The following is a 21,759-nucleotide window of genomic DNA, read 5'->3' as shown; positions in this document are numbered from 1 at the left end:
TTGTCGGCTAGTGTCCCCAGTGGCTTTATGCTGCGCGGGTGACACCCCACCCGCGCGTCACAATCGGGGTAAGCATCACACAGGTAGATAAAGCCGTAACTTTGACCGAAAATCTTGGCACTATCGATTAACGACACACTACTGCGGCAAAAGGGACACCAGTAAGGTTTCATCGGCTTGCCCCCTGCAACTGCTCTAGTACCGCTAGTTCTTCCGTTATGGCTCTAGCAACTGCTAATAGTCCTGGTTTGGATAGGTCTTGCAGTAAGGAAATGGATTTGTTGAAGTGGGGACAGCAATCGCAAACATGGTCAAAATCGACGGCACTAAGTTCGGTTGCTTCGTAGAGGGCGGTGATTGCAATTGCGGCTTTTTTATCCTGGCTCAGATGTTGCAGATGAATTTCTAGTTGCTGCAAAGTTGGCTCATCTTTTTGGTTAAGCGAGTGGCTTGTGAGAAGGGGCATTTGATTAAGTCCTATGGGTAAAACGAAACCCGTCAGCTAAAAACTGGCGGGTGTGAATGTTATTTATTTACAGTGTTGATGAAGCAATGTTTTTTGCTCTGCGCTTGCTAATGACTAATAGGTCAGCAGTTAATATTGATGAAATATTAGACATTCCTTTTGCCTGTCTGCACGTTCGCGCTCGAACAGGCGAAAGCTTGGCAATACTACAAACTATGCGACCGCGCCCTATGATTGCTCTACTTCTGCTTATGACGATGTAGAATAATTTGTAATTTTACTGTAGTAATGCTACATTTCTACGTCTTTGCCGCGCCTAGACAACAACCAAAAAGGAGGAAATATTTTGATGCGATCGCCTATTATTAGTTTTCTGCTGCTATTGAGTTTAATAATGCCTCTATCAGCCTGCAATTTTGGGGGAGGAGAATCTGAAGAAGGGTCTGAAAATACTGAACAAAAAAAAGAAGATGATGATGACGACGATTGAGCAAAAGTATGGCAGGTTTTACGTTACTTAAACATTTACTTGTCTAGAAAATATCATTAATTTCCTAGAGGTATAGCATTACCCGCGCTTTTGGAACTAACGGGTGCGTATGGGGATTTGCACTACTGGGAAAAGAAATTAAGCAGCTACTAAATTTGCACCAATAGCCCCAATAATCTGCTGCACTGGCAACTGCCATCGCACTGTAACAAAGCTACCATCGGTTATTTGGTACGATAAGAAATTAGGATGCGATCGCTTCCAGCCTCTGCCGCTAGAGTTTCGACAATAAGCTGACTCGTTTACATTCGGTTGGGGTCTAGCGCGCTCCCAATACAACCGACAGAGCGGTCCCGAAATCACACGGTAACGAAAGCTGCCGCCGGGGGAGACGATGACCTCACCCAAGCACTCGGCGCTCAATTGGCGCAAGTCAACATCTGTAAATAACCCCAACGGAGCATAAAATCGCGTCGGGGCTGGTTCTAAAGCCGTACATTTGCTCATGATCAAGGTTTTAGTAATAATAAATGTTGTTCAACTGTTTCCAACTTTACCCGTGCCTCGTTTTTTCTGAGTCCCAATCTTAACAGGCTTTAGCTCAGTAAGATATAACTTTTTGGATTGCTCAGAATCTAGTTCTGCCTTGAGAACGAAATTGCAGATGTTGAATTTGATGATTTAACTTCTTGAGATATTGCAGCAAGACTACCTTGCCTTGCTGTCTTGCTTGTGGATACACCTGCTGATAGTGCTTAAGCAAATGCTGCAATTGCTCAAGGTTTTTCTGCTTCGTAAAGACTGGTTGTAGCATGGTTAAGTCTCTCTTTTTCATGACAAAATAGAGGTTAAACAATTGTCTAACCTCTCGTTACTGGATGTGTTGTATGTAATGCTAGTGCGTGGTCTGGGGTATCTGGACTGTTTGCTCTATTCGCCCGTGTGCTGTATCGATTTTTAAGATTGCCCGTGCTATTGTATGCTGCCAGTTGACAGGCTCGTTATAGGGCGCATATGCTGCTCGTCCGGTTACTGGGTTGTAAATTCGGCAAAATGATACTTGAGCATCATTTCCCGGTTCTACTGCGATTGTAATCGCACTCTTAAATTTCTCAACTGGTAGTTCAGACAGGGTATAAAGTAACCCTTTGGCGAACATAGTTTCAATTCCTGTTTGAATTGCGTAATTACGCTCTGCCCTGATATGCAGGTTGATTTTCAAACTACGCTTACCTTTATATTCCTTCTCCTCTGTCTCTAGTTTTTCGATAATGCCTGTTAAAGCATTGAATAGGATTGGCTCGTGTCTTTTGTTTTCTCCGTCCCAGAAGTACCATAAGCATTCTGGGTATTGACGGTTGGTATATATGTATCGCGGTTTAGGGGGATGCCCAAACCCTATTTGTTGTTTTGACGCTTGTAATTCTTCAAGAATCCCTTTCAAATATGTGTTGCTAAGTTTATTGGAATCTAAGATAGCTTGCAGGTATGCGTTGCTATCGTTGTTCTCATCCATAAAGTTATCTCCCTGATGGTACTAATGTACTATTTGCCTTGATTATAAAGTTTTGCTTTTGCCGCACCCGTTGGAATAGCGCAGGCATGGTCTTGTAGTTCTGCTTAAGAAAATTTTGGCAACATTCTGGCAATTACTATCAGGAATCACCATCAACTGCATATTTCCTCACTCCAGTACCGCAAGCTCTCCCAAGTAATTCCTTCACTGGCATCGTGCTTATCAAATGCCTTTTGCAATACGCTTTGTGCTTGTTCTTCGCTTAGAGAAGACGTTTGCTCGTTTTCATCAAAGTCGTCCTGGACGCTATGGACATCCTCAGTCGTCCACACAACAGCTACTTTATCTGCCCAATACTGCGATAGTACAAGTTCTACCTGCTCCCTGTCTGTAGCAAGTCCTGCTTCAACTAAACTTGTTGCCATATCTTTGATGTGATGGTCGTACATTATTTCTTCCTAGCCAAAACGCTTACGGTCATCTCTAGTGGCGGTAATTGCACCTGGTCATAAGTCCTCTTTGGCGATGGTTGCACCGAAGCCAAGCTACAGGTAACTTCGATGTGGCGATCAGCTAATAACTGCACGGGAATCGAAGCCGCTAAATTGTTAGCTATCTGTTGACACTTGACAAGATCAACTTCATCGCTAATAACGGCAAATTCCAAAGTTATCTTATGAGGGTGTCGTTTCTTAAGGGTTCTACGTTCAAAGTCCATGAGTGTTTGCCTTCTTTTTCTTAGTAAGTAGTTTGCTCGAATTAACTGCGGATAATTAATTTTTAATCCCAGAACGTAGAAGTGCTTTGAATAGGACAATCTGCGCCACTGGAATTAAAAAGGCAATCGCACTCATTAACAAGGCTGGAAATATACTGCTTTCCATCTGGGAGTCTCCACTAATTATTAAAACTTCAAAACCAACTGCCGCACTGGGTCATTTCTAGCCGCTTCTTTGGCGCGGCGGTAGCAGTCTTGTCCCCGGCGCAGGCAACCGAATCGCCAACTAATGAGACTTGCTGCCATAGCGTACTTTGTCGAAGGAGCATAGCATCCAACTGTACGGCACATTTCCTTTAGTTCTTTGCCTTTGTAAGTATTAGCAAAAGCTTGTATCTGCTCTACCGTTGACCAGTCGCCCTGCTTCAGCCCAAACCCGCGACATCGGCGCTGAACGTCTGTTTGCGTTAGAAGTCGGCTAATTTTCTCCGGCTTCGTTCCAGAGTAGGGAATGCCTACCAAACAACACAAATCGGTTAGTTTGTTGCCCAGAAACTTAATTCTAGGCAACATCTAAGATCGATAGCTTTAAATTTGAGTAGCTAGATATGCTTCTACTTCCTGTTCCCAGACCTCTCTAAACTCATGAAATTGGTAGCTGAATCTGTCTAACCTGTCCCAAAAAGGATTATTTTCGTCGACTATAGCGGCAACAACAAGTTTTTCAAAGCCATCCCCCTTCTCGCTGTTTTTTCGCAAGTAAGGCTCGATTTGAACCAGCATAAGCAGTAACTTGATAGAGGCTGGCTTTCTAATTTGTTTTAGTACCTCGATTACTTCGGCTATTGATACGCAATAGCCGTTAACTATCCATTGCCAAAAACCGCCATTTGTTACTAAACAAAGCAAGTCTTTTAGCACTACTGCTTCCTTCTCTATTTTAGGAAGCGCCTTAATAAACTTAGTGTAACGCTTGTTCTTAAGACTCCCGTTGTACCATTTATCGTTTGCTTGTTCTGCTAAAGTTTGCCAAGTTGTCATTTGTTTTTCCTCAATAATTTAAAGAGTCAGCTAGTTATCTAATAGTTACTTCGCCATAGCAATCTCTTTCCAACTAGAAGCAGGCAAAGACAACACTCGGCTACCATCGCGCTCTAAAGCCGTCGCCCGTTCATAATCGTCCACGTCTTGGCTAGTACGAGTAATTGCATTGAGCAACCCGTAAGCGCTCAATTCTCCTCCTTGGATTAGGTGTTGCAATATGCCCGAACTTTCTTCGCCGTTGTAGCCAAAGCTTTTTGTTAGCAACTCTACAGACTTGACAGGATTGCCCTCGATCTTTTGTTCTGTCGCTTCCCTCATCCGTTCGACGATTGTAGAAAACTTGGTTATGTCTACGGCTGCCCTTACCGTGTCTTGCACCTTGAGGAAAAAGGCGCGGTCGTCGGCTTTAATTGTCTCGTCTCTGAATAGTTCGTAGGATTCGCCTTCGTCAGCATTGCGCCCTACGTGATACCGCTTTTGCGAGTGGTCTTGGGCGATCATCCCGTTGGTGCAAATGAGGCGATAGATTAGCGGTTCTACTTTGAGCGAACCCATCCCCACCTCAGAGTTAGAAATTACCATCCCTGCTTGTACAACATCTCCCTGCTTGACTTCAAGCTCTAGCCGCTCGTTGATAACCTTGATGTACATTCGAGATTCAGTTAGCTCGGTGCTAACAATTTTCAGCCCTTCCCCCATTTCCTTTAAGACTGGTAAAACGGCTGCTGCTAAATCGTAGTTGTCTAGCCGTCGGTATCTTTCGCTCAAAAACGCCCTCATTTGCCCGTCTAAAGTCCGCACCATCCTTCGCTCTGGCTTCTGTTGAAACCAGGCGTTAACGTTCGCCGCTAGTAGTTCAGGGGCTTGCGAGCGCATCCTTCGGTAGTATTTAGCTGGAATGTCTAATCTTGCTGCGATTTGCGTGTGGGCAACATCAGCGATCTCAAACTCTTGGCTCTTATCGCCTTCTAAAACCATTGCCCCGGTTTCTGTCATTTCCAAAACTTCGGTACTGGCGATAAAGTCTTTCTTGGTTTCGGATTGTCTTTCAAGTTCGATTGCTAATTCGGTTAAAGTTTTGCCTGCTTTCATTTGTCTAAGTCCTTGTAAGTAATTAAGTAGGAAAGGCGCTCTCTGTAAAGTTATGAGCGCCTGATGCGATTGATGAATACTGGTAATTAGTCAGCGTAGTCAGCTAAAACTCGTTCCCGATGCTCCTGCCACAACTTTTCCCCTGCAATGTGCTTCTGCCCTATGCGCTCTGCTTCTTCATGGTCAAAGGCTCGACCAATAGCGCGATCGCCAACCCAAACTACATACCATTGCCAATTGCTGTTGTAAGTGATTGACCAGGTGCGGGGTTTAGGAGGAGGAGTTTGTACAGGAGGCTTGGCTAATGCGTTGTAGCCTTCGACATAACCCTTGGAATACTCACACGTTGCTTCGGTATAAAGCGGGATTGACTTATCTATCGCGTCTATTCGCCCGTGATTAAATCCCTGGTCAAACTCAGTTTGTGGAGGGGGTAGTAAGTCATCTTCTTCTCGGTCTAATACCCATTCCTCGGTATAGCAGGAAGCATTTGTAGGTTTGACCTTTAGCCACACTCGACTATCGGTATACACATCTTTGTTTATTACCTGCATGACAGGAGTAAAGGGAGCATGGATAGTATCGCCGATGTTGGCTTTGGTTGTGGCTCTATCCCAGATTTTCGGGGTAGATTCAGCGCAGGCTTGAATTGTGCGTTTTTCTTGGGTTATCATTTGAGTTACCTATGTAAGTAGGAACCAAAGCCTGCAAGCGATCTGCCGTGTCAAAGTTGATACGCTTGTGGGCTTTGTTGTGTACAAATTTTCTAAAGTAAATTTTTCATCCACCAGGGCATCTCTTACAGCGTTCATCCCCTCCGGGCTACCTGGCTTGTCTCTCGTCTGGAGGTTGCAGGCAATGCCTCGGTTCCAGTTCCCCTGTTGTCTAGCCAACAGCAACCTTATTTCTTTGTTTGGAATTGTGAATCAGTCGTTACTTGAAGTGAGATTCTGGATTCCGTTCGGGTGGGGGCTGTCTCTTTCCCTTTGCCGCTACAATTACTATATTAGTCGATACGACTAAAAATGTCAAGCTTGCGATTAACACATTTTCTGTTAAGCTTTATAGGTAAGTCACAGCGATTAATAAGCTTTCAGAGGGTGAGGTAAATTATGCCTAGAGTTCTAGGTGTATTAGTGCCGATTAAATGGCGATTAGCTGTTCTTATGGCTGATCGTGAAATGGATTACAAGGAGCTAGCAAAAGTAACAGGGATGCATCCTGTTACGATCAGCAAACACAAAAATATGCGTACAATGCCATCACGACTAGAAGACAGCACCTTAGAAAAATACTGTAAAGCTCTCAGTTGTCAACCGGGGGATTTATTAGTTTACGTTCCGGGAGAAGGTAATACATGATGAGAGTTATTACCGTTAAATCAGACACTTTTACTTTTACCTAGCTGGCATTGCTACTTTTTTTCCAAGCAGTTCCAATTTATAACAGGTCTTAAAGCAGTTTTTAAGAAATTGACTTCTGAATTTACGGTACATCCAACTCTACCCATAAACCAACAAATTGCAATAGGAACATTAGCAAATATTCTCCGCCAAGCTTAGGTTACGTCTTAAGAATTTATTGCTAGTCTTTGAAGCGATCGCAGAACTTGACCGGAACGCGATCGCCCTGTACTAAACCCAAGTCATTTAACAAGAGGTATAGCCTTATGAAATTTTCGCATGAGTTAGCGCTATCTTTGGTTCAATCCACCGAACAGTTTCCTGTAAATTTCGACGCTGCTTGGAAATGGATTGGTTACTCAACTAAGCAAAAAGCTAAAAACAAAGTAACCAACACTGCGGAAGTTATAAATCAGGTCAAATTCTTGAACGAGGGCAATCTAGTTTTTTCCCCTGTAGTTTTCTCAAGAGAGATAGAGGAATGAATCTAATTACCCATAATGTCAATGAAATAACTATCGGGCAACGAGCAATTGATGGTTACATCAATGCAACGGCAATGTGCCAAGCCTGCGGTAAGCAGTTAGCCCACTACTTGGAAAATCAAACTACGAAAGCCTTTCTAGAAGCGCTTTGTGAAAACATCGGAATTCCGATATTAGATTTAGCTCAAGTCAAGCGGGGTCGTAATGGTGGTACTTGGGTACATCCCCAAATTGCCATCAACCTCGGTCAATGGTGCAGCGCCCAGTTTGCCGTCTTAGTCTCTAAATGGGTCTATGAGTGGATGAGTAGGGGCAAAGCTCCAGCCGTTACACCGCTATTACCCTCACCTAAAGAACGATTAGAGAATATTCGGCTGGGTCTTGACTTATTTCAACAACTTGGTGGCTGTGATGAGCGCACTGAAATTTTGCTCAAAGACTGTATTCGGAACATTCTTGTCGAAGATAAACTTCAACCAGTTTTGCCTGGACGAGTTGAATACCCCGTTTCAGACCGCGCTGTAGTGCTGGGGTATCGTCCCACTCCTGCACAACTACGCAAAATCGGTAAGGAAGCAGCCCGAATCTACCAACAACGTCACGCAGAAAAACCTATCCAGAGGGAGCAATTTGTTGGTGGTACAACGCGCATGGTGAATGTCTATTCTGAGGCTGATGTCGATGTTTTAGATGAAGCGATTTCCTTAGTTATGGGGAACAACACAACCGTTATGAGCGCTAAGGTTCATGAATTGACTAGATAATTACGCGAGAGGTTAAAACATTGTGATTATTATAGAAAACACTAACAATACATCAGAGGAAGCTGCGTTTCCTTTGAGCTTTGAAGATTTTATGAGCCAACAACTTGCTCCCATAGCCAAATATGCTTACGAGCAGGCAGTTACTCGTAACCGTAACATCATTGTAGTATCCTATCAGTGTTTAGAAGCGAGAAGTATTGATACTGATACTGATGGAAATGTAATGAGCGTTAACGGAGCTAAATGGAATACTCGTATTAGCTGCGTCGATATAAATAGCTATAGAGAACATCTAGTTAATTTTTACGTTGCTCAGGAAAATCTTAATTGCCATGCTAACGCAATCGAGAAAATTCTTGAATTAATTGACCCAGACCGTCAATGCTGGCTATATCTACAACAGGGCATTTTCTTACCAGAACATCACGTCTACTGGCTTGATGACCAAATTGTCAGTAACTTGGTTGAGTTTCCTGTTTCGCTTTCGTCCTGGTATCAGTCAAACTTTGTTACTGCTCATCGGAAACCACGCCAGCAACCAGAGCAAGAGTTAGAACTTGAGTTATTCAATTGGTTGCAGATTCATGGTGTAGAGGTTGAGCGTCAAGTATCAACTAAAAATAATCATCGTCTCGATCTGTGGATACCTGATCGAATGATGCTAGAGCTAAAAGCTCGTATTGTTACGGGGGATGATGTTTGCCAAGCTATTGACTACTATGCCACTTATCAACGTCCCATTATTTTAGTTGGCAAAGGTTTATCTAGTGCGGCAAGTCGGGGCATCGAAGGATTTACTAAAGAAACAACACAGGATGCCTTCGTTTTTGTTACCTGGTCAGCCATTAAAACCTACTTGAAAGGAGCATTAAATATTCGTGGTTATGTTACTGGTTAAAGATTTTAAAAGAAGGGAAGCCGATTTCATCCAGCCAGGGCTGACCGCCGCGCCTTGCCAGTTTGTTCCATTCGAGTATGTGCCAGAGCTAGATAGGCTGTGGGCAGCACGGCGAGGAGAGCGACAAAAACTGCTTGGCGAGTGACCACATTCTTTTTTCAAGTAGCATCTTTATTCCTCACCTAATTATGAGCAGGCAATATCGAAGATTAACCGCCAACGAACGGCAATACTTAATCGAAAACTATCAGGACGATCCCAGAGTGATCGCGCAAATTGCCGATTACCTTCAGTTAGAGCCTAACAAAATTCTTGACCATGCAAGGTATATGAAGTTGAGGGCTGGCAGTTCTCGTCATGCTTGGAGCAAAGCAGAGTTGGAGCTTTTAGATGATTTAGCAGAAACGCTACCCCTGAAGTTGTTGGTTACTTTTTGGAATCGACAAGCGCAGAAAGAAGGAAGACCAATTCGCAGCTTGCGCTCATTGGAAAAGAAATTGTTGGAGCGCGGTCACTCCCTCAAACCCGATGGTGGCTATTTATCAGTTCCGGCAGTATCCAAACTGCTCAACCGTTCCCAGTCTTGGATTAAGAGCTTGATTAGCAATAAGAAGCTACGGGCTATTAAGGATAGCGACTACTGGCTGATCAAACCTCAATGGCTGCGTTCGTTCGTATTCCACCATCCTTTTGAAGCAACTGAGCGTTTGGACAGAGAACAATTTGCCGACCTGCTACTAACTATTGGCGATCGCTTGTAAGCCCTGCTCCAAAACTTAGCAAAGACCAGCATTATAAGAATTTGTAGGGGGAAGCGATAATTTATGGTTCACTATACTTGTCAAATATTTTTTTTTAAGGAACATTCACTAGAAATATTAGAGTTTGATTATGATATGCTACAGGTTATAATTGTGTTGTTGTTAGTCAACGTATCTGTATCGGGCTAAAACTGGTTAAGGCAGCAGGTACTCTCAAATCTTCACATTGTGAAAATTTGCACCTGTACTACCTCCCAAATTTTCTTCACGCTGTAAAAATTTAAATTTGTACCACTATTTCTAAATTTTTACTATTGTGAAAATTTGCACCTGTACTACCTCCCAAATCTTCACAATGTGAAGATTTGCCTGTAGCTAATTCCAACGATCACTATCTAATAATTCTCCATGACTCCTCTTAAATATTGTGAAAATTTCCATCTGTACTACCTCCCAAATCTTCACAATGTGAAGATTTGCCTGTAGCTGACACCACCTTTTACTACCCCTGTGATTTCCTGTGGCTTCTCTCAAATCTTCACATTGTGAAAATTTCCATCTGTATCTCCTCTGTCAAATCTTCACATTGTGAAAATTTGACTGTAGCTGATGCCAACGGTCACTACTTAGCTACTAATTTCTCTGCTAGAGTTTACAACAGCCTCTTGTCCTGCGAGTCTTGTCTCACTAAAATGATTTCTGAGAAATTTTCATTACTATGGCAACCCTCACAAATTCTCCCGCGCAAAAAAGCTACTGTCTAGCTAAAATTAGAAGCAACAGCCTTACTATTGCTCCTTTAACCTTCATGCCAAGTTCTATCATTCCTAAAGCTCATCAAGGATTTGATTACGCTAGTCTTGATGCCCCAACTTCTCAGTTTTTGCAACAGCACACTGATGAAATTCAGGCTTTGATGAAGCGTACTGCACAAAATATTATCGACGTAGGACAAAAGCTGATTGAAGTTAAAAATAAACTGGGGCATGGGTACTTTCTAACCTGGCTACAAGCGGAGTTTGGCTGGAGTTACCCAACGGCGGCCCGTTTTATGCAAGTGGCTAATTCTTTTAAGAAGAGTTATCAAATTGATAACTTCGCTCCTAGTGCGCTGTATGAACTAGCTGCTCCTTCGACTCCCCAAGCTGCGCGTGACGAAGCGCTTGCTCGTGCTAAAGCGGGTGAATCTATCACTGGTAAAGCTGCTAAAAGCATCAAGCAGAAGTACACCGTGCCTACTGCTGCCCCCAAGTTAGAGCCAGCACCTAAACTAGATGTTCAGCCTACCTCACAATTGTCTCCTACACCCCAGGTTCCCTTAGCACAACCGCGTATAAAGCAAGAAATTATTGCTATTCGCCCTAAGCCTGTAGCTATTGCTTTGCCCACAACCGATTCTAGCATCAGTCTCCAGGCTATAGCAGCGCCACTACTACAAGTTGGCACTCAATCGCCCATGATTACGACTGATGTTGCTGGAAGCTGGTGGCAATTAGCAGGAAAACATTTACTTTACGGAGGAGATCCTAACTCTAGTCAGTTTTTGCAGCGAATTCCAGAGCAAGTCCCTTTACTGCTGGCTTTTCCCCAGCAAGGGGACTGGCAAACCGCTATAAAAGCTAATGTTCGGGTCATAATCACCGAACATCTACCGCAGTGTAAAGACCCGAACTTGCTTGATGAAATTTTAGAATTTAATCTACTCCACCACTCGAAGGTGGGAATGGTAGTAGTTAATTGCTTTGTCCCATCCCTAGAGATTCTATCTATCGTTAATCGCCTAGACCGTCGGGGTCTATTTGCTGAACCGGATGCAAAGCGTGTCAACGCTGTGATTAGTGACTGGAGACAAGCTGGACTAAAGGTAGAAAAAGTAAGATAAGGGCAAGCTCTATTGCCTTATCTCAGCTTTGAACCAAGTTGAACCCTTTAATATTGATGGAGAACTATTTATGCTTACAGCAATATCTAAAATTGTTTCCTTGGGTTTTGCTTTGTGCGCTAAATCCCGTATAATATTCAAAATTGAATAAGCTTCGTTGGTAGGGAAAGTCTGGTGTAAACAGACTATTATCTTCCGCCACCGAAGGCTCTAAACCCACACACGTAAATTGGAGTTTAAGAAGCGATGCTATTAATAGTATTGTGCAGCTTTAGTGTGCCTTTTGGCAAGTATTTTTCTAAAATAATTTCAAATTCTTTTAGTTCCAAGACATTAGATAACGGCAGAATAGGAATTACAGCCCCTACGGCTACTCTTGAAGAAGAGGAGGGAGCCTCATGACTGCTGCCGTCAAAGAAAAAACTGAGTTAAGCCTGTTTGTCAGACGCGAAATAGACGATTACGGGCTAGACCCTTATGAATTTCGCATTTATGCCCGGATAACTCGCCGCGCTGGTAATGGGGAAGCATGGGAAAGCCTTACCAACATGGCGAGTGCTTGCTGCATGAGCTTGAGTAGAGCTAGGAGAGCATTACAACTGCTCAAATTGGCTAAGTTAGTTAAGAGTATTGAACGTCCAGGGTATAGCACTGTTTATCGGCTGACCCCTCAGCATATGTGGGTAGCTTCCGAGTGTTTACAAGAGCTTCGTTCATTTATTAATTTCCGATCTTTATCACCCACCCCTATCAGATGTGATAGGGGTACTAGAAATGATAGCCCTATCACATCTGATAGTACCCCCCTATCAGATGTGATAGCCCTACCCCTACCAGAAGTGATAGACGAAGGTATTCCCTCTGAAGATATTTCCCTTAAGGTACTCCCCCAATCCCCCCTTACCCCCCAAGGGGAAAAAACAGGGGATGGGGGGAAAGTTAAATCAAATAGACAAATATTGGAATTATCACAACAACTAGCTCACTCACTTACTGACGCTCTAAAACCAGTGTTTGCTTCTTTTGTGACAGAAACTAAATCTGTCTTGTCGGAAATCAAAGAGCGGTCGTTCTTAGCTGATAGTCAAGACAAAACTAAATCACTACCAAGGCAACGAAGTAAAAAAGCTGTTTCACTCGACAAGGATTTGGCGGATTCAATAAGCTATTCGGTAAAAGCTCAGGAATCAAGCAAGGTGGAAAACTATTCGCAGCTATTAGAAGAATTAGCGCGGATTGTTGGTGAAAGTGCTGAGGATTTAAGTTTCAATTCAAATCTGACTAATGCGTTGAATCAGAACCCTAGCAGTATTGAGCCAGCAATGCAGTATTTTAAACAAGCGTTGGCTACTTGGAAAAAGAAACCGGGGTTGGGTTTGTTTATCTCGGCGCTGAAGAAAGGACTGAAACCCTGTGCGACCAAGCCAGGAGGCGGATGGGGAGAATGGGCAAGCGAGGCATTGAAGCGGCGATTAATGCAGTTTTCCTGTTCCCATGAAGGGGATATCATGGTGTATTTTGCCAATGGCATTCAAAAGCTGTGGAGCGAAGTGAAGCACCTTGACTGGGCAGAAATTGAGGCAATGGTGGCTGATTCCAGTAATGAGCCTTGCAGCACCTAAAAACAATGAGTTGGATGAGGGGTAATTAATACCCAATATTTTTAGCAAAACTAGATTTTGACAGGCGTAACAATCATGATTAGTGTTACTGAAAACATAAAAAAGCTGAGTGAGCAAGAGAATCAACTGCATACCAGTCTAGACAACCTGCGTGGGCAACGAAGCAAAGTAAAGGAACATAGACAGCTTGAAAAAGAGTTATCAGGGGTAGTAAGTAAGCGCCAGAATTTACAAGCTTGGGCTGTGTTTGAACTTAAAATGCCCGTCCACCGAGTTAATTCACCCCTACTGGGAATTGTCAAGCAATTGAGCATCACCCCTGGAGGCATGGGTGAAGTTTGGGTCAGTTGGGATGGCTTATTGCAAATTCCCGAACAGCCGAATTTATTGCAAATTGATAGTGCAGCGATGGCAAAAATCATTGCGGTAGGAGATCGCATAGAAATCGTTGAGGGTCATGAAGAAGCTGGCAAAATCTTTACTGTAGAGCGGTTATTAGCGCGAGGAGCGGTAGAGACAACTGAGGAAATGGTTTTTGAGCGCGAGGAGTGGCAAAGGATTGAAAATTCTAAACCAGACGCGCTTAACCATTGTAAAGAGCCAGTAGATACTAACAGTTCTATCCCTGAAATTACCTCGAAAACCCAGATGGTTGACCTTGAATCAAGGAAAGAACTGGCATCGTACTCTGAAGAAGTTGTAGTTACGGTGGAAGCTGTAGTTACTACTGTTCAAGAAATTGGTGAGTTAAGCCAAGACGAGGAAAAAGAGCGTCATCGCTTGGAATTAAAAGTAGAACGTGCATATTATGAAGCAGGATCGGCATTGCGAGAACTTAAGGACAAACGGCTGTATCGTTCGACTCATAGGACTTTTGATGCTTACTGTCAAGAGCGATTTGGACTAAGTAGCCGTCATTCCTACCGTTTAATCGAAGCTGCCAACGTTGTAAATAATTTGAAAGAATTTTGCGACCAATTTGGTCACATTTTGCCAGCTAAAGAATCTGTTTGTCGCTCGTTGACGATTTTTCAACCTAATCAACAAATATTTGCTTGGCAGCAAATCTTACAAGAAACAGGTGGGAAACACCCTACAGGGAAGCAGGTTAAAGGCATCGTCGAACGTCTCAAGGAAAAGCCCTTGGTTAAAGCCAGTGACTTTTGCACTATCGGTGATGCGTTCATCCTGACTAGATTAGAAGGAGCGGAACGAAAATATAATGGCTGTTGGGCGATCGCATTTGAAGTGAGAGACTTTACAATAGCCGTTGATGTTTATGACAGAGAACTTGCTGTGAAACCAGAAAATCTTAACCCCATTGATTTACCTGATGTACGCCGTCAGTTACCAGAAACGCTTAAACGGATAAAAAGGCTGCGGAATAACGCAGAAATGCTGGATCGCGGTGTTTATCATGCACTTGAAGGCTTGGGACGGCAGAGATATTTAACGGATTTTGAAGAGAAGTTGTTAACGTTTATGGAGCAGTGTTATGGAATCGGTGACTAATATCCAAGGGTAAGATAGAACTCTTGCCCTACGCGAATTTTTAGAGAAAGGAGCTAAAAGGACTATGCCCAAAAAAATGCAACTGCCACCCCAAATCCCTCAGTCCAAGGATGAGTTAGAACGAGCAGTATCATTATTAGGGAATCGAATCCAAGCGGACTTAAGAAGTAAGCCAGCGCAAGAATTGGTGGCATTACTTGGTCACTATCCAAGTCCAGAAGAAGCAACTGTTTGGAAGCAAAGTCTCAAACAAATGACTAGACCTAAAAGACAACGCTATGGAGAAAATAACGATGATTGATTACTCGTCCGTACCTTCTGATTCTTCCTCGGTAGTTTCTATTGGCTAAGTATCCTTTAGAGGAACTTAAATCATATCCCTCTTCTATCACTTTTAGGAGAGTTAAACCTAGAACCAGCTTTAGTTTGTAGTCTATAGTGAAAAATTGAGGCAAGGCAAGAGCGGTCGCTAGTTTTAGTGAGGATGGAAAAGTCTCTATCCAGGAAGAGTCAGGTGAGCTTATCGTTCTGTACCTTTGTTAAGGCAATCAGAGATTACTTTCAGGAGCGCGGCAGTGGTAAACGGTTTAGCTAGATAACCGTTTACTGCTAAGTTTTGACTTTGTTCAAAATCAGCTACACTTATCTGAGCCGTCAGAAAAATTAGGGGGATATTAGCAGTCATCGGGTCAGCACGCACAACTCTCAGAACCTGATAACCATCTAGACCCGGCAGGCGGATATCACACAAAATTAGGTCCGGGATAAGCTCTTTTGCCAAACGAACTCCACTATAGCCATCGGCAGTATTAATTACCATAAAACCCCTGACTTCTAGGAGGTAGACAATACTTTCTCGAATCAGTTCTTCATCTTCAATCACCAAAATCTTATTCGGCTGCGTCTGTACCAATGCCTAATGCCTTCTTGCTACGTTTGAGTTGTTTCCACAGCGTTCTAATTTGTGCATAAGATTCTTCAGGAGAAAGCTTGCCACCAGTTTCCAGGTTAGAAATATAGCTAACGCGCTGGGCAAACTCTTGTAAATTGGCATTGAATACTAGATTCTCTGGCTTAACGTCGCCGTAGTAGCCACTTCGAGGATATAAAAAGTTAAATTTATTTACCATCACTCTGACTGCCTGTACTCTAAGACAAAACTGGCAATTGGATAAAAACTAACACTCAACAACCTTTCCCCACATTATAATCATTAGTTAACCTGTTCTTAATTTAAACTTAACTTAATTAATTGAAATCCTCCCTTGAGGAGGATAGTACCAGCGGCAAAGGAAGAACTGCTGTTTTAGGGTCTAGAGTTATCTAGGTATTATTGATGCTCCGTTTTGGAGCGGGTAAATTTAACCGTGAAATTACTCTGGGAGGATGAGGAGTACAAGCACTAAAGTTGAAAGTAGATAAATGCCTGCTGTATCTCTAACTCGAAATAACCATCGCTAACAGTCAAACTTTAATAAAAGATAAGCCGCCAAAAAATATCAGGAGCTAACTATGAATGATAAATCTAACTTCTTCCAACCGCGCAGCCGCTACTACGGTCAAGTGAAACCAGAGAACTTAGTTTTTAACGCTAACTTACAGGAGTTCGCCCATCAAGTAAGCTACATTAGCAGTTTAGAGACAGCCGGAAAGCTATCACCCGAAGAGGCGTACCAGAAGATCGACTTTCTATGGCAACAAGTCAAGCATAGTAAAGTGGAGTTGGGCATTGGCGAACAACCATTTGAGAGTAAATAAGGTCAACAGAAGCTGAAAACCTTAGTTGAACCTGATAAAAGTATGAGGCGAGAGCAAAAAACTGACAGCACTGTACTGGGGGTTCGGCAGTTATTCATAGAGTTCCAGATGCTTCTAACGGTGCTACGTGAAGTAGAAAGTTCTGAGGTGTTTACTTTCCAAATAGCATCCTGTATTTGATCGCCGCCAACCCATCAAAAATACTGCTATAGCAAGCGCGTTGTTGGCAAACATCTATGAACCAAACTGATTGGATACACCAGCAAAACTTAACTGATTGGAAAACAAGACTGAGGCAATTACGCCTAGAGCTAACACAGGAGCGAAAGGAGCAACAACCCCTACGGTAATTACCTCAAGAAGTAGCGTCATCTGCGGTAGTGGAGCAGGAGCAGAAATCTGTAGGCTGGCATTTAGCCGCAACAGACCCATTGCCAGCAAGGCTATAAGAAAGAATATTACGTCACAGGAGAGCCGCCATAGCTACCCCAGGAAAAACTAACAAATTAGCTCTAAAGTAATATTTTATGTATACCAATTTGTATCTTTAGAGAGGGTTAATTTGGAGCTAGTCTAAATAACTTTATTAGAGCTAGTTAATAGTTTTTATCTAGTTATCTAGAGTAAGCGAATGGAGGAAATTTGATGACTAGGCTATCCAAGTCTGTTGCTACTGGTCTTGCCAGCTTAAGTTTAGGCATTTTAGTATTGTCCCTGCCTGTATCTGCCCAAAATAATACTGTTACAAGTCCAAATAATGCGGCTCCTGGGGACACAGCAGTTTATGGGGATGGTGAAGCAGATCGCGGTCAGCGTGCTTTTGATTGGGGTTGGATTGGCTTGCTAGGTCTTATCGGTCTTGCTGGTCGGCTGGCGAATAAGCGCAGTGAACATCGTACTAGCCATTAATAACAGCTTCAAAATATTGTTGCCATTAAAGCTAGATAAAGAGTAATTGCGGCTTGAGTAGCATCAAGCCGAATAGTTAATTAATAGAGCTATAAATGTTTCCTTGCAGCAAGTTCAAGCTGTGGGGTAAAAACCATTTAGAGCAAAGCTGGGGCTAAAAGTCAGCATCAGCCTGGTAAAATCCAGTCAAAAAAATACTAGCACCGACAAGCATCCCAAGTAGCCAACGTGCATCAAAAATTGTTAACTTTGGCTTTATTCCAGACGGCAGTCAAAAAGAAGTAGTGTTATCTGCGGTAGTGGAGGGGCAAAAACCTGTACGCTCGGCATTTAGCTATAACAGACCTATTAGTAGTAATGCTATAAGGAAGAGAGTGTCACGTCACAGGAGATCAGCCATGCCTACACCAGGAAAACTAGAGTTAACTATCAAAATTAACGAATTTCCAGTAGACGTACAGACAGTTGAAAATGGCTGTAAGCAGTTTGATATTGATACAGGCGAACAAATAGTTACTGTCAGCCTCAAGCCTAAGATATTCAAAAAGTTAGAGCAAGCCCAGGAGAACTATCCGATGTGGGTAGCAGCGATTTCTGGAATGATGGGGGAGAAGACAGATTCGGGTTTTGTACTCAAGGAGCCGAACGTGCAGACCTTTGAGAAAAAGCCAAAAGAACCGAAAGAAGGGGCAGCACCTGTTGTTAGTGCGGCTAGTTGAGCTAGAAGCCTTAGCAGTTTATTCAAATAAGCATAATTGAACTGGTTTTGGTTCAGTGGCTCCGTCGAGATTAGATAAGGAGATGCCTAACAACCGGACGCTGCGCCCCTCCAGCGAAATCGCTACTAATAGTTCTTTTGCTACCTGGCTAATTGTCCTCGCCTCGCCAACAGCATTACTTATAGTTCTACTGCGCGTGATTTGCTGATAGTCTGCAAACTTGACTTTTAAGGTGATTGTGCGTCCCAGAGCTTGGTGGCTTTCTAATCGATGTTGGAGGGTTTGAGCGATAGTTTCTAGTTCAAGCAGCATTACCTGTGGATCGTCTAAGTCCTGAGTGAACGAAGTTTCTGCACCAACTGATTTGCGGAGACGGTTAGGCTCGACTATCCGGTGATCTTCTGCCCTAGCAATCAGGTAATAGAAATGTCCTACCTTGCCGAAGTGACGCACTAAATCGGTTTGGCTGTATTGCTTGAGGTCTGCCCCAGTATGAATTCCCAAATTGTGCATTTTGGTAGCAGTAACTTGTCCAATGCCGTGAAACTTCTCAATAGGTAGGGCGGCGACAAAATCTGCGGCGTGTTCGGGTAGAATCACCGTTAGTCCATTGGGCTTATTCATGCCTGATGCCATTTTTGCTAGGAACTTATTTACAGAAACGCCTGCACTTGCCGTTAGGTTAGTCTCTGAGAGGATAGCTGCTTTGATTTGTTTGGCAATGGTCGTAGCGTAAGGCAGCCCTAGTTTATTTTGGCTGACATCAAGGTATGCTTCATCGAGGGCTACAGGTTCTACTAAATCCGTGTAGCGCTTGAAGATAGCATGAATCTGGGTACTAAGGCTGCGATAGACCTCGAAGCGAGGTGGGGCAAAGACCAGAGTCGGACATTTTTGTAGGGCGAGGTAAGAGGGCATGGCAGAATGGATACCGAACTTCCTAGCCCCGTAGCTGGCAGCAACTACTACACCGCGCTGTTGGGGCAATCCACCGACTACAAGGGGTTTACCTCGATAGTGAGGATTGTCGCGTTGTTCAACCGAGGCATAAAAAGCATCAAGATCAACGTGAACAATCTTCCTATCTTTATTCATTCTCACGCCTAAAACTAATGCTTACTTACCTAGAGCAACCTTGTCCTTAAACGACTTGCCCGCAGAAAAAGCAGGGACGCGAGTTGCTGGGATAGCAATTGATTTACCTGTGCTGGGGTTACGTCCTTCACGGGCTTGGCGTTCGCGTGGCTCAAAGGAGCCAAAGCCGACAAAAGTTACTTTGCTCCCGCCTGCAACTGCTACCATAATTTCTTCTAACATGGTAGTCAGGATCGTATCAGCTTCTTGTTTGCTGACACTGATTTTCTGCGAGATCGCCTCAACCAATTCGCCCTTGTTCATAATATTTCTCTCAACACCGTTGCTATTTTATTCGTAGGTGTTAGAGAGTGCAAGCGTACTACTCTAAAATATTTTCATCTTATTAGAGTTGATTGTACTTTTTAGCTTCTGTAGCAGGTTGGTTACAAGCTATCTTCTTTGCGCTCAAACTTACTTTTGATAATCATAGTTTGAATAAGTAACGCTGCGCTCATGCCGCTACGAGCTATTGTAGAAGCAGGCGCTCGCGTTTTTTTTGTTTGTGATGAGTAAGGCTGATGATGCCCTTGAAACAAAATTTTTCCCCCACGACCTGCAACTATTGCAGCCACAAAGTCTTGCTCAACATCCAGCCGCCGTGTACCTTTCTCAGTTGCGTCCTAAGTCACGGCAAACGATGGGGCGGAACTTAGACCTGATTGCTAATCTCCTCACCCAAGGGCAGTGCGATCGCCTCACCTTAGACTGGAGCCAATTGCGTTATTATCATACAGCAGCAATAAGAGCGGTATTGGTAGAGAAGTTTGCTCCCTCAACGGTCAATCAAATGCTGTGCGCTCTGCGCCGAGTGTTAAAAGAAGCTAAGAAACTCAAATTAATGTCGCCAAGCGATTATACAGACGCGGTGGATATTGAAAATGTTAGATTTACTAAGGAATTACGGGGTAGAGCGCTAAAGCCTGCCGAGATTGCCGCAATTCTGCAAGTTATGAAGACTGATTTGACTGCTGCTGGAAGGAGAGACTCGGCGCTATTTATTATCCTCTTGGGTTCGGGGGTGAGGAGGCAGGAGGTAGTGTCTATAGACTTAAGCGATTTTGACCCCAGTAGTGGTGCAATCAAGGTGCGCGGTGGCAAAGGTGGTAAAGATCGGACGGTGTACCTGCCTAGTAGTGGGATGAAGGCGGTGTCAGCTTGGCTAAAAGTTAGAGGAGTTAAAGCAGGTCCTTTATTATATCCAGTTAGTAAGGGTCATCGGGTGATGGAGCGACGCTTGACTGACCAATCAGTATTATATATTCTTCAGAAACGGGCAAAGCAAAGTGGGGTAGATTCCTTTTCTCCCCATGATTGCCGCCGCACATTTATTTCTAATTTGTTAGACGCGGGAGCCGACTTAGTAACGGTTTCCCAATTAGCAGGTCATGCCAATCCCATGACTACAGCTAAGTATGACCGTAGAGGTGAGGCAGCCAAACGCCAAGCTACAGAATTATTGCACATTCCTTATGATGAATAATTCAAGCACTGCGTGAGTACGCTACGGTAACGTCGCTCTAAGTCTATAGGGCTACCAGTTTTTTATGCAATTAAATCATCCACCACTGCTGCTTTGGACATACTGTACCTACCTGCTTGTCCTCGATACCACTTTCCTTTCTTTACGCCAACAGATAGGACGTTCGAGACACGTTCTCGCGCCTTACTTCTTAACTCTTGTGGCATTTCCTGGGCGAAGATAGTCTCTAATATTATAGTAATTTCTAATACCTGCTCTTGTTGCTGTTGCATAACTTCAGCGACAGCTTCCGCTAGACTAGCGTTGATAAAGTCTTCTTTCACATACTGCTGCCAAGTATCTGCTTCTTTGCTTGCCTCTTTGGTAGGTGCGGATTTCTTATTTGACTTGCTGGTAGAAGAAGATATATTTTTCTTACCTTGTTGCTTTTGAGTGGAGGGCGCAGCTTCGGTAGTATCTATCGTTGTATCTTCTAATTCTGGAGTTGCCACTTCTGGAACAGGGGGTTCTGCTTGTTCTTCAACAACTGGGGTTGATATTACTACAGGTGTAGGAACGGCAGTATCTCCAGGAGGAAATAGGCTAATGACGTTTTTGAGACTGTGGCGTTTTTCTTGAATGGACTGAAGTTGAGCCGCTACCTCAGCTTCTTGTGCTGCTAAGTCAGTATCAATTTCTAAAAGTTTGGCAACGATGGAATTAGATGTAGGAGAAGAAATGGAGGAGTTTTGCACCGTAAAGAGTAACTTGAGTTGAATAAGTGTAAAGTATTACTCACTATTATGCCCTTGTTAGTAGCAACTATAAAAATGTTATCTGGTAGTTCTAGATGTTTTCGGCAAAGTTTGCAAATGCCAGTTGGAGGGAGCAAGCCAGTAGTTATCGGAAATTTCTGGCAAGCGGGGAGACAATAAATAAGCACCCAAAAGATAGTCGATGATATTTTCATCGGCGCTGATACCAGAAAAAGCTTTGATTTGGTCAAAAGCAAGCAAAAAAGTCTCCTCACGCTTGCGCTAAATCGCCTGGTACTCAAGTTGTGCAGAGGCAGGCATTGCAGAGGAGGTAGCGTAGTAGTTCCACGCAGGCAGCACTCATGGAGA

34 protein-coding genes are annotated in these 21,759 nt (G+C 43.5%); 15 read left to right on the top strand and 19 right to left on the bottom strand.

Annotated features, from left to right (window positions below; translation table 11 throughout):
• Positions 1 to 173, bottom strand: a 173-nt coding sequence (locus C7B70_RS28755; RefSeq protein ID WP_369831871.1) for a zinc-finger-containing protein, incomplete at its 3' end; no start/stop codon positions are given.
• Positions 170 to 466: a hypothetical protein gene (locus C7B70_RS13720; RefSeq protein ID WP_106369598.1), complete on the bottom strand. Its 297-nt coding sequence runs from the start codon at positions 464 to 466 to the stop codon at positions 170 to 172. The genes C7B70_RS28755 and C7B70_RS13720, both read right to left, overlap by 4 nt.
• Positions 467 to 522: 56 nt before the next feature.
• Between C7B70_RS13720 and C7B70_RS13715 the strand changes: the two genes are divergently transcribed.
• Together C7B70_RS13715 and C7B70_RS25955 are read left to right on the top strand one after the other, a co-directional pair.
• A complete protein-coding gene (locus C7B70_RS13715; protein WP_106369597.1) occupies positions 523 to 729 on the top strand; it encodes a hypothetical protein in 207 nt (68 codons plus the stop codon).
• Positions 730 to 815: 86 nt separating this feature from the next.
• Complete coding sequence (locus C7B70_RS25955; protein WP_158260494.1) at positions 816 to 956, top strand: hypothetical protein; 141 nt, start codon at positions 816 to 818, stop codon at positions 954 to 956.
• 138 nt (positions 957 to 1,094) lie between these two features.
• Here the strand turns inward: C7B70_RS25955 and C7B70_RS13710 are convergent, their stop codons facing one another.
• The 9 genes from C7B70_RS13710 to C7B70_RS13665 form a co-directional block, all read right to left on the bottom strand.
• Positions 1,095 to 1,463 (bottom strand): hypothetical protein, encoded by a 369-nt coding sequence (locus C7B70_RS13710; protein WP_106369596.1) that lies wholly within the window; start codon positions 1,461 to 1,463, stop codon positions 1,095 to 1,097.
• Between the two features lie 121 nt (positions 1,464 to 1,584).
• Positions 1,585 to 1,770, bottom strand: coding sequence for a hypothetical protein (locus C7B70_RS13705; RefSeq protein WP_106369595.1), 186 nt, complete (start codon positions 1,768 to 1,770; stop codon positions 1,585 to 1,587).
• 81 nt (positions 1,771 to 1,851) lie between these two features.
• Positions 1,852 to 2,472 carry a hypothetical protein gene (locus tag C7B70_RS13700; RefSeq protein WP_106369594.1) on the bottom strand — a complete coding sequence of 207 codons (621 nt, stop codon included), beginning with the start codon at positions 2,470 to 2,472 and terminating at the stop codon, positions 1,852 to 1,854.
• Positions 2,473 to 2,624: 152 nt separating this feature from the next.
• Positions 2,625 to 2,921, bottom strand: coding sequence for a hypothetical protein (locus C7B70_RS13690; RefSeq protein ID WP_106369593.1), 297 nt, complete (start codon positions 2,919 to 2,921; stop codon positions 2,625 to 2,627).
• Positions 2,921 to 3,190, bottom strand: coding sequence for a hypothetical protein (locus tag C7B70_RS13685; protein ID WP_106369592.1), 270 nt, complete (start codon positions 3,188 to 3,190; stop codon positions 2,921 to 2,923). The genes C7B70_RS13690 and C7B70_RS13685 overlap by 1 nt, the downstream gene beginning before the upstream one ends.
• 186 nt (positions 3,191 to 3,376) lie before the next feature.
• On the bottom strand, positions 3,377 to 3,763 hold the full coding sequence (locus C7B70_RS13680) for a hypothetical protein (protein WP_106369591.1): 387 nt from the start codon (positions 3,761 to 3,763) through the stop codon (positions 3,377 to 3,379).
• A gap of 15 nt (positions 3,764 to 3,778) precedes the next feature.
• Positions 3,779 to 4,231, bottom strand: coding sequence for a DUF4375 domain-containing protein (locus C7B70_RS13675; RefSeq protein ID WP_106369590.1), 453 nt, complete (start codon positions 4,229 to 4,231; stop codon positions 3,779 to 3,781).
• Between the two features lie 45 nt (positions 4,232 to 4,276).
• Positions 4,277 to 5,326 carry a DUF932 domain-containing protein gene (locus tag C7B70_RS13670; protein ID WP_106369589.1) on the bottom strand — a complete coding sequence of 350 codons (1,050 nt, stop codon included), beginning with the start codon at positions 5,324 to 5,326 and terminating at the stop codon, positions 4,277 to 4,279.
• Between the two features lie 86 nt (positions 5,327 to 5,412).
• Positions 5,413 to 6,000 (bottom strand): hypothetical protein, encoded by a 588-nt coding sequence (locus tag C7B70_RS13665; RefSeq protein WP_106369588.1) that lies wholly within the window; start codon positions 5,998 to 6,000, stop codon positions 5,413 to 5,415.
• A 438-nt stretch (positions 6,001 to 6,438) separates the two neighbouring features.
• Here C7B70_RS13665 and C7B70_RS13660 point away from each other — a divergent pair, with 438 nt between their 5' ends.
• From C7B70_RS13660 to C7B70_RS13645, 4 genes are all read left to right on the top strand, one after another.
• On the top strand, positions 6,439 to 6,687 hold the full coding sequence (locus C7B70_RS13660; protein ID WP_199192258.1) for a helix-turn-helix transcriptional regulator: 249 nt from the start codon (positions 6,439 to 6,441) through the stop codon (positions 6,685 to 6,687).
• 308 nt (positions 6,688 to 6,995) lie between these two features.
• Positions 6,996 to 7,214, top strand: coding sequence for a hypothetical protein (locus C7B70_RS13655; protein WP_106369587.1), 219 nt, complete (start codon positions 6,996 to 6,998; stop codon positions 7,212 to 7,214).
• Positions 7,211 to 7,978 (top strand): KilA-N domain-containing protein, encoded by a 768-nt coding sequence (locus C7B70_RS13650; protein ID WP_106369586.1) that lies wholly within the window; start codon positions 7,211 to 7,213, stop codon positions 7,976 to 7,978. The genes C7B70_RS13655 and C7B70_RS13650 overlap by 4 nt, the downstream gene beginning before the upstream one ends.
• Positions 7,979 to 8,000: 22 nt before the next feature.
• Positions 8,001 to 8,876 carry a hypothetical protein gene (locus C7B70_RS13645; protein ID WP_106369585.1) on the top strand — a complete coding sequence of 292 codons (876 nt, stop codon included), beginning with the start codon at positions 8,001 to 8,003 and terminating at the stop codon, positions 8,874 to 8,876.
• 26 nt (positions 8,877 to 8,902) lie between these two features.
• Here the strand turns inward: C7B70_RS13645 and C7B70_RS28365 are convergent, their stop codons facing one another.
• Entirely contained in the window at positions 8,903 to 9,025 is a 123-nt protein-coding gene (locus C7B70_RS28365; protein ID WP_255409337.1) for a hypothetical protein, read from the bottom strand.
• 39 nt (positions 9,026 to 9,064) lie between these two features.
• Between C7B70_RS28365 and C7B70_RS13640 the strand changes: the two genes are divergently transcribed.
• The 5 genes from C7B70_RS13640 (at position 9,065) to C7B70_RS13620 (ending at position 14,954) form a co-directional block, all read left to right on the top strand.
• Complete coding sequence (locus C7B70_RS13640) at positions 9,065 to 9,637, top strand: hypothetical protein (RefSeq protein ID WP_106369584.1); 573 nt, start codon at positions 9,065 to 9,067, stop codon at positions 9,635 to 9,637.
• Between the two features lie 718 nt (positions 9,638 to 10,355).
• Positions 10,356 to 11,519 carry a DUF3102 domain-containing protein gene (locus C7B70_RS13635; protein WP_106369583.1) on the top strand — a complete coding sequence of 388 codons (1,164 nt, stop codon included), beginning with the start codon at positions 10,356 to 10,358 and terminating at the stop codon, positions 11,517 to 11,519.
• Positions 11,520 to 11,917: 398 nt separating this feature from the next.
• Positions 11,918 to 13,141, top strand: a complete 1,224-nt coding sequence (locus C7B70_RS13630) for a helix-turn-helix domain-containing protein (protein WP_106369582.1) — start codon at positions 11,918 to 11,920, stop codon at positions 13,139 to 13,141.
• 75 nt (positions 13,142 to 13,216) lie between these two features.
• Positions 13,217 to 14,653, top strand: a complete 1,437-nt coding sequence (locus tag C7B70_RS13625) for a hypothetical protein (protein WP_106369581.1) — start codon at positions 13,217 to 13,219, stop codon at positions 14,651 to 14,653.
• A 64-nt stretch (positions 14,654 to 14,717) separates the two neighbouring features.
• Positions 14,718 to 14,954 carry a hypothetical protein gene (locus tag C7B70_RS13620; RefSeq protein WP_106369580.1) on the top strand — a complete coding sequence of 79 codons (237 nt, stop codon included), beginning with the start codon at positions 14,718 to 14,720 and terminating at the stop codon, positions 14,952 to 14,954.
• Between the two features lie 219 nt (positions 14,955 to 15,173).
• Here the strand turns inward: C7B70_RS13620 and C7B70_RS13615 are convergent, their stop codons facing one another.
• Positions 15,174 to 15,566, bottom strand: a complete 393-nt coding sequence (locus C7B70_RS13615; RefSeq protein ID WP_106369579.1) for a two-component system response regulator — start codon at positions 15,564 to 15,566, stop codon at positions 15,174 to 15,176.
• The gene (locus C7B70_RS13610; RefSeq protein ID WP_106369578.1) at positions 15,544 to 15,783 is read right to left on the bottom strand and encodes a hypothetical protein; all 240 of its coding nucleotides are present in this window, start codon (positions 15,781 to 15,783) and stop codon (positions 15,544 to 15,546) included. Before C7B70_RS13610 ends, C7B70_RS13615 begins: the two co-directional genes overlap by 23 nt.
• A gap of 382 nt (positions 15,784 to 16,165) precedes the next feature.
• Here C7B70_RS13610 and C7B70_RS13605 point away from each other — a divergent pair, with 382 nt between their 5' ends.
• Positions 16,166 to 16,411, top strand: a complete 246-nt coding sequence (locus tag C7B70_RS13605; protein ID WP_106369577.1) for a hypothetical protein — start codon at positions 16,166 to 16,168, stop codon at positions 16,409 to 16,411.
• Between the two features lie 234 nt (positions 16,412 to 16,645).
• On the opposite strand, the gene C7B70_RS13600 is transcribed toward C7B70_RS13605, so the two are convergent.
• A complete protein-coding gene (locus tag C7B70_RS13600; protein WP_106369576.1) occupies positions 16,646 to 16,843 on the bottom strand; it encodes a hypothetical protein in 198 nt (65 codons plus the stop codon).
• Positions 16,844 to 17,056: 213 nt separating this feature from the next.
• Here C7B70_RS13600 and C7B70_RS13595 point away from each other — a divergent pair, with 213 nt between their 5' ends.
• A complete protein-coding gene (locus C7B70_RS13595) occupies positions 17,057 to 17,320 on the top strand; it encodes a WGxxGxxG family protein (RefSeq protein WP_199192257.1) in 264 nt (87 codons plus the stop codon).
• Positions 17,321 to 17,718: 398 nt separating this feature from the next.
• Complete coding sequence (locus C7B70_RS13590; protein ID WP_106369574.1) at positions 17,719 to 18,039, top strand: fertility inhibition FinO-like protein; 321 nt, start codon at positions 17,719 to 17,721, stop codon at positions 18,037 to 18,039.
• 18 nt (positions 18,040 to 18,057) lie between these two features.
• Here the strand turns inward: C7B70_RS13590 and dinB are convergent, their stop codons facing one another.
• A complete protein-coding gene (dinB, locus tag C7B70_RS13585; protein WP_106369573.1) occupies positions 18,058 to 19,134 on the bottom strand; it encodes a DNA polymerase IV in 1,077 nt (358 codons plus the stop codon).
• Positions 19,135 to 19,155: 21 nt separating this feature from the next.
• Positions 19,156 to 19,437 carry an HU family DNA-binding protein gene (locus C7B70_RS13580; RefSeq protein WP_106369572.1) on the bottom strand — a complete coding sequence of 94 codons (282 nt, stop codon included), beginning with the start codon at positions 19,435 to 19,437 and terminating at the stop codon, positions 19,156 to 19,158.
• A gap of 244 nt (positions 19,438 to 19,681) precedes the next feature.
• Between C7B70_RS13580 and C7B70_RS13575 the strand changes: the two genes are divergently transcribed.
• The gene (locus C7B70_RS13575) at positions 19,682 to 20,656 is read left to right on the top strand and encodes a site-specific integrase (protein ID WP_106369571.1); all 975 of its coding nucleotides are present in this window, start codon (positions 19,682 to 19,684) and stop codon (positions 20,654 to 20,656) included.
• A 62-nt stretch (positions 20,657 to 20,718) separates the two neighbouring features.
• Here C7B70_RS13575 and C7B70_RS13570 read toward each other — a convergent pair whose 3' ends face one another.
• Positions 20,719 to 21,390, bottom strand: a complete 672-nt coding sequence (locus tag C7B70_RS13570; RefSeq protein ID WP_106369570.1) for a hypothetical protein — start codon at positions 21,388 to 21,390, stop codon at positions 20,719 to 20,721.
• A gap of 78 nt (positions 21,391 to 21,468) precedes the next feature.
• Positions 21,469 to 21,651, bottom strand: a complete 183-nt coding sequence (locus C7B70_RS27025) for a hypothetical protein (protein WP_199192256.1) — start codon at positions 21,649 to 21,651, stop codon at positions 21,469 to 21,471.
• Between the last annotated feature and the right edge of the window lie 108 nt (positions 21,652 to 21,759).

This window comes from Chlorogloea sp. CCALA 695, assembly GCF_003003885.1.
In the GTDB taxonomy this organism is placed as follows: Bacteria; Cyanobacteriota; Cyanobacteriia; order Cyanobacteriales; family Chroococcidiopsidaceae; genus Aliterella.
This window is presented reverse-complemented; position numbering and strand designations above follow the sequence as displayed.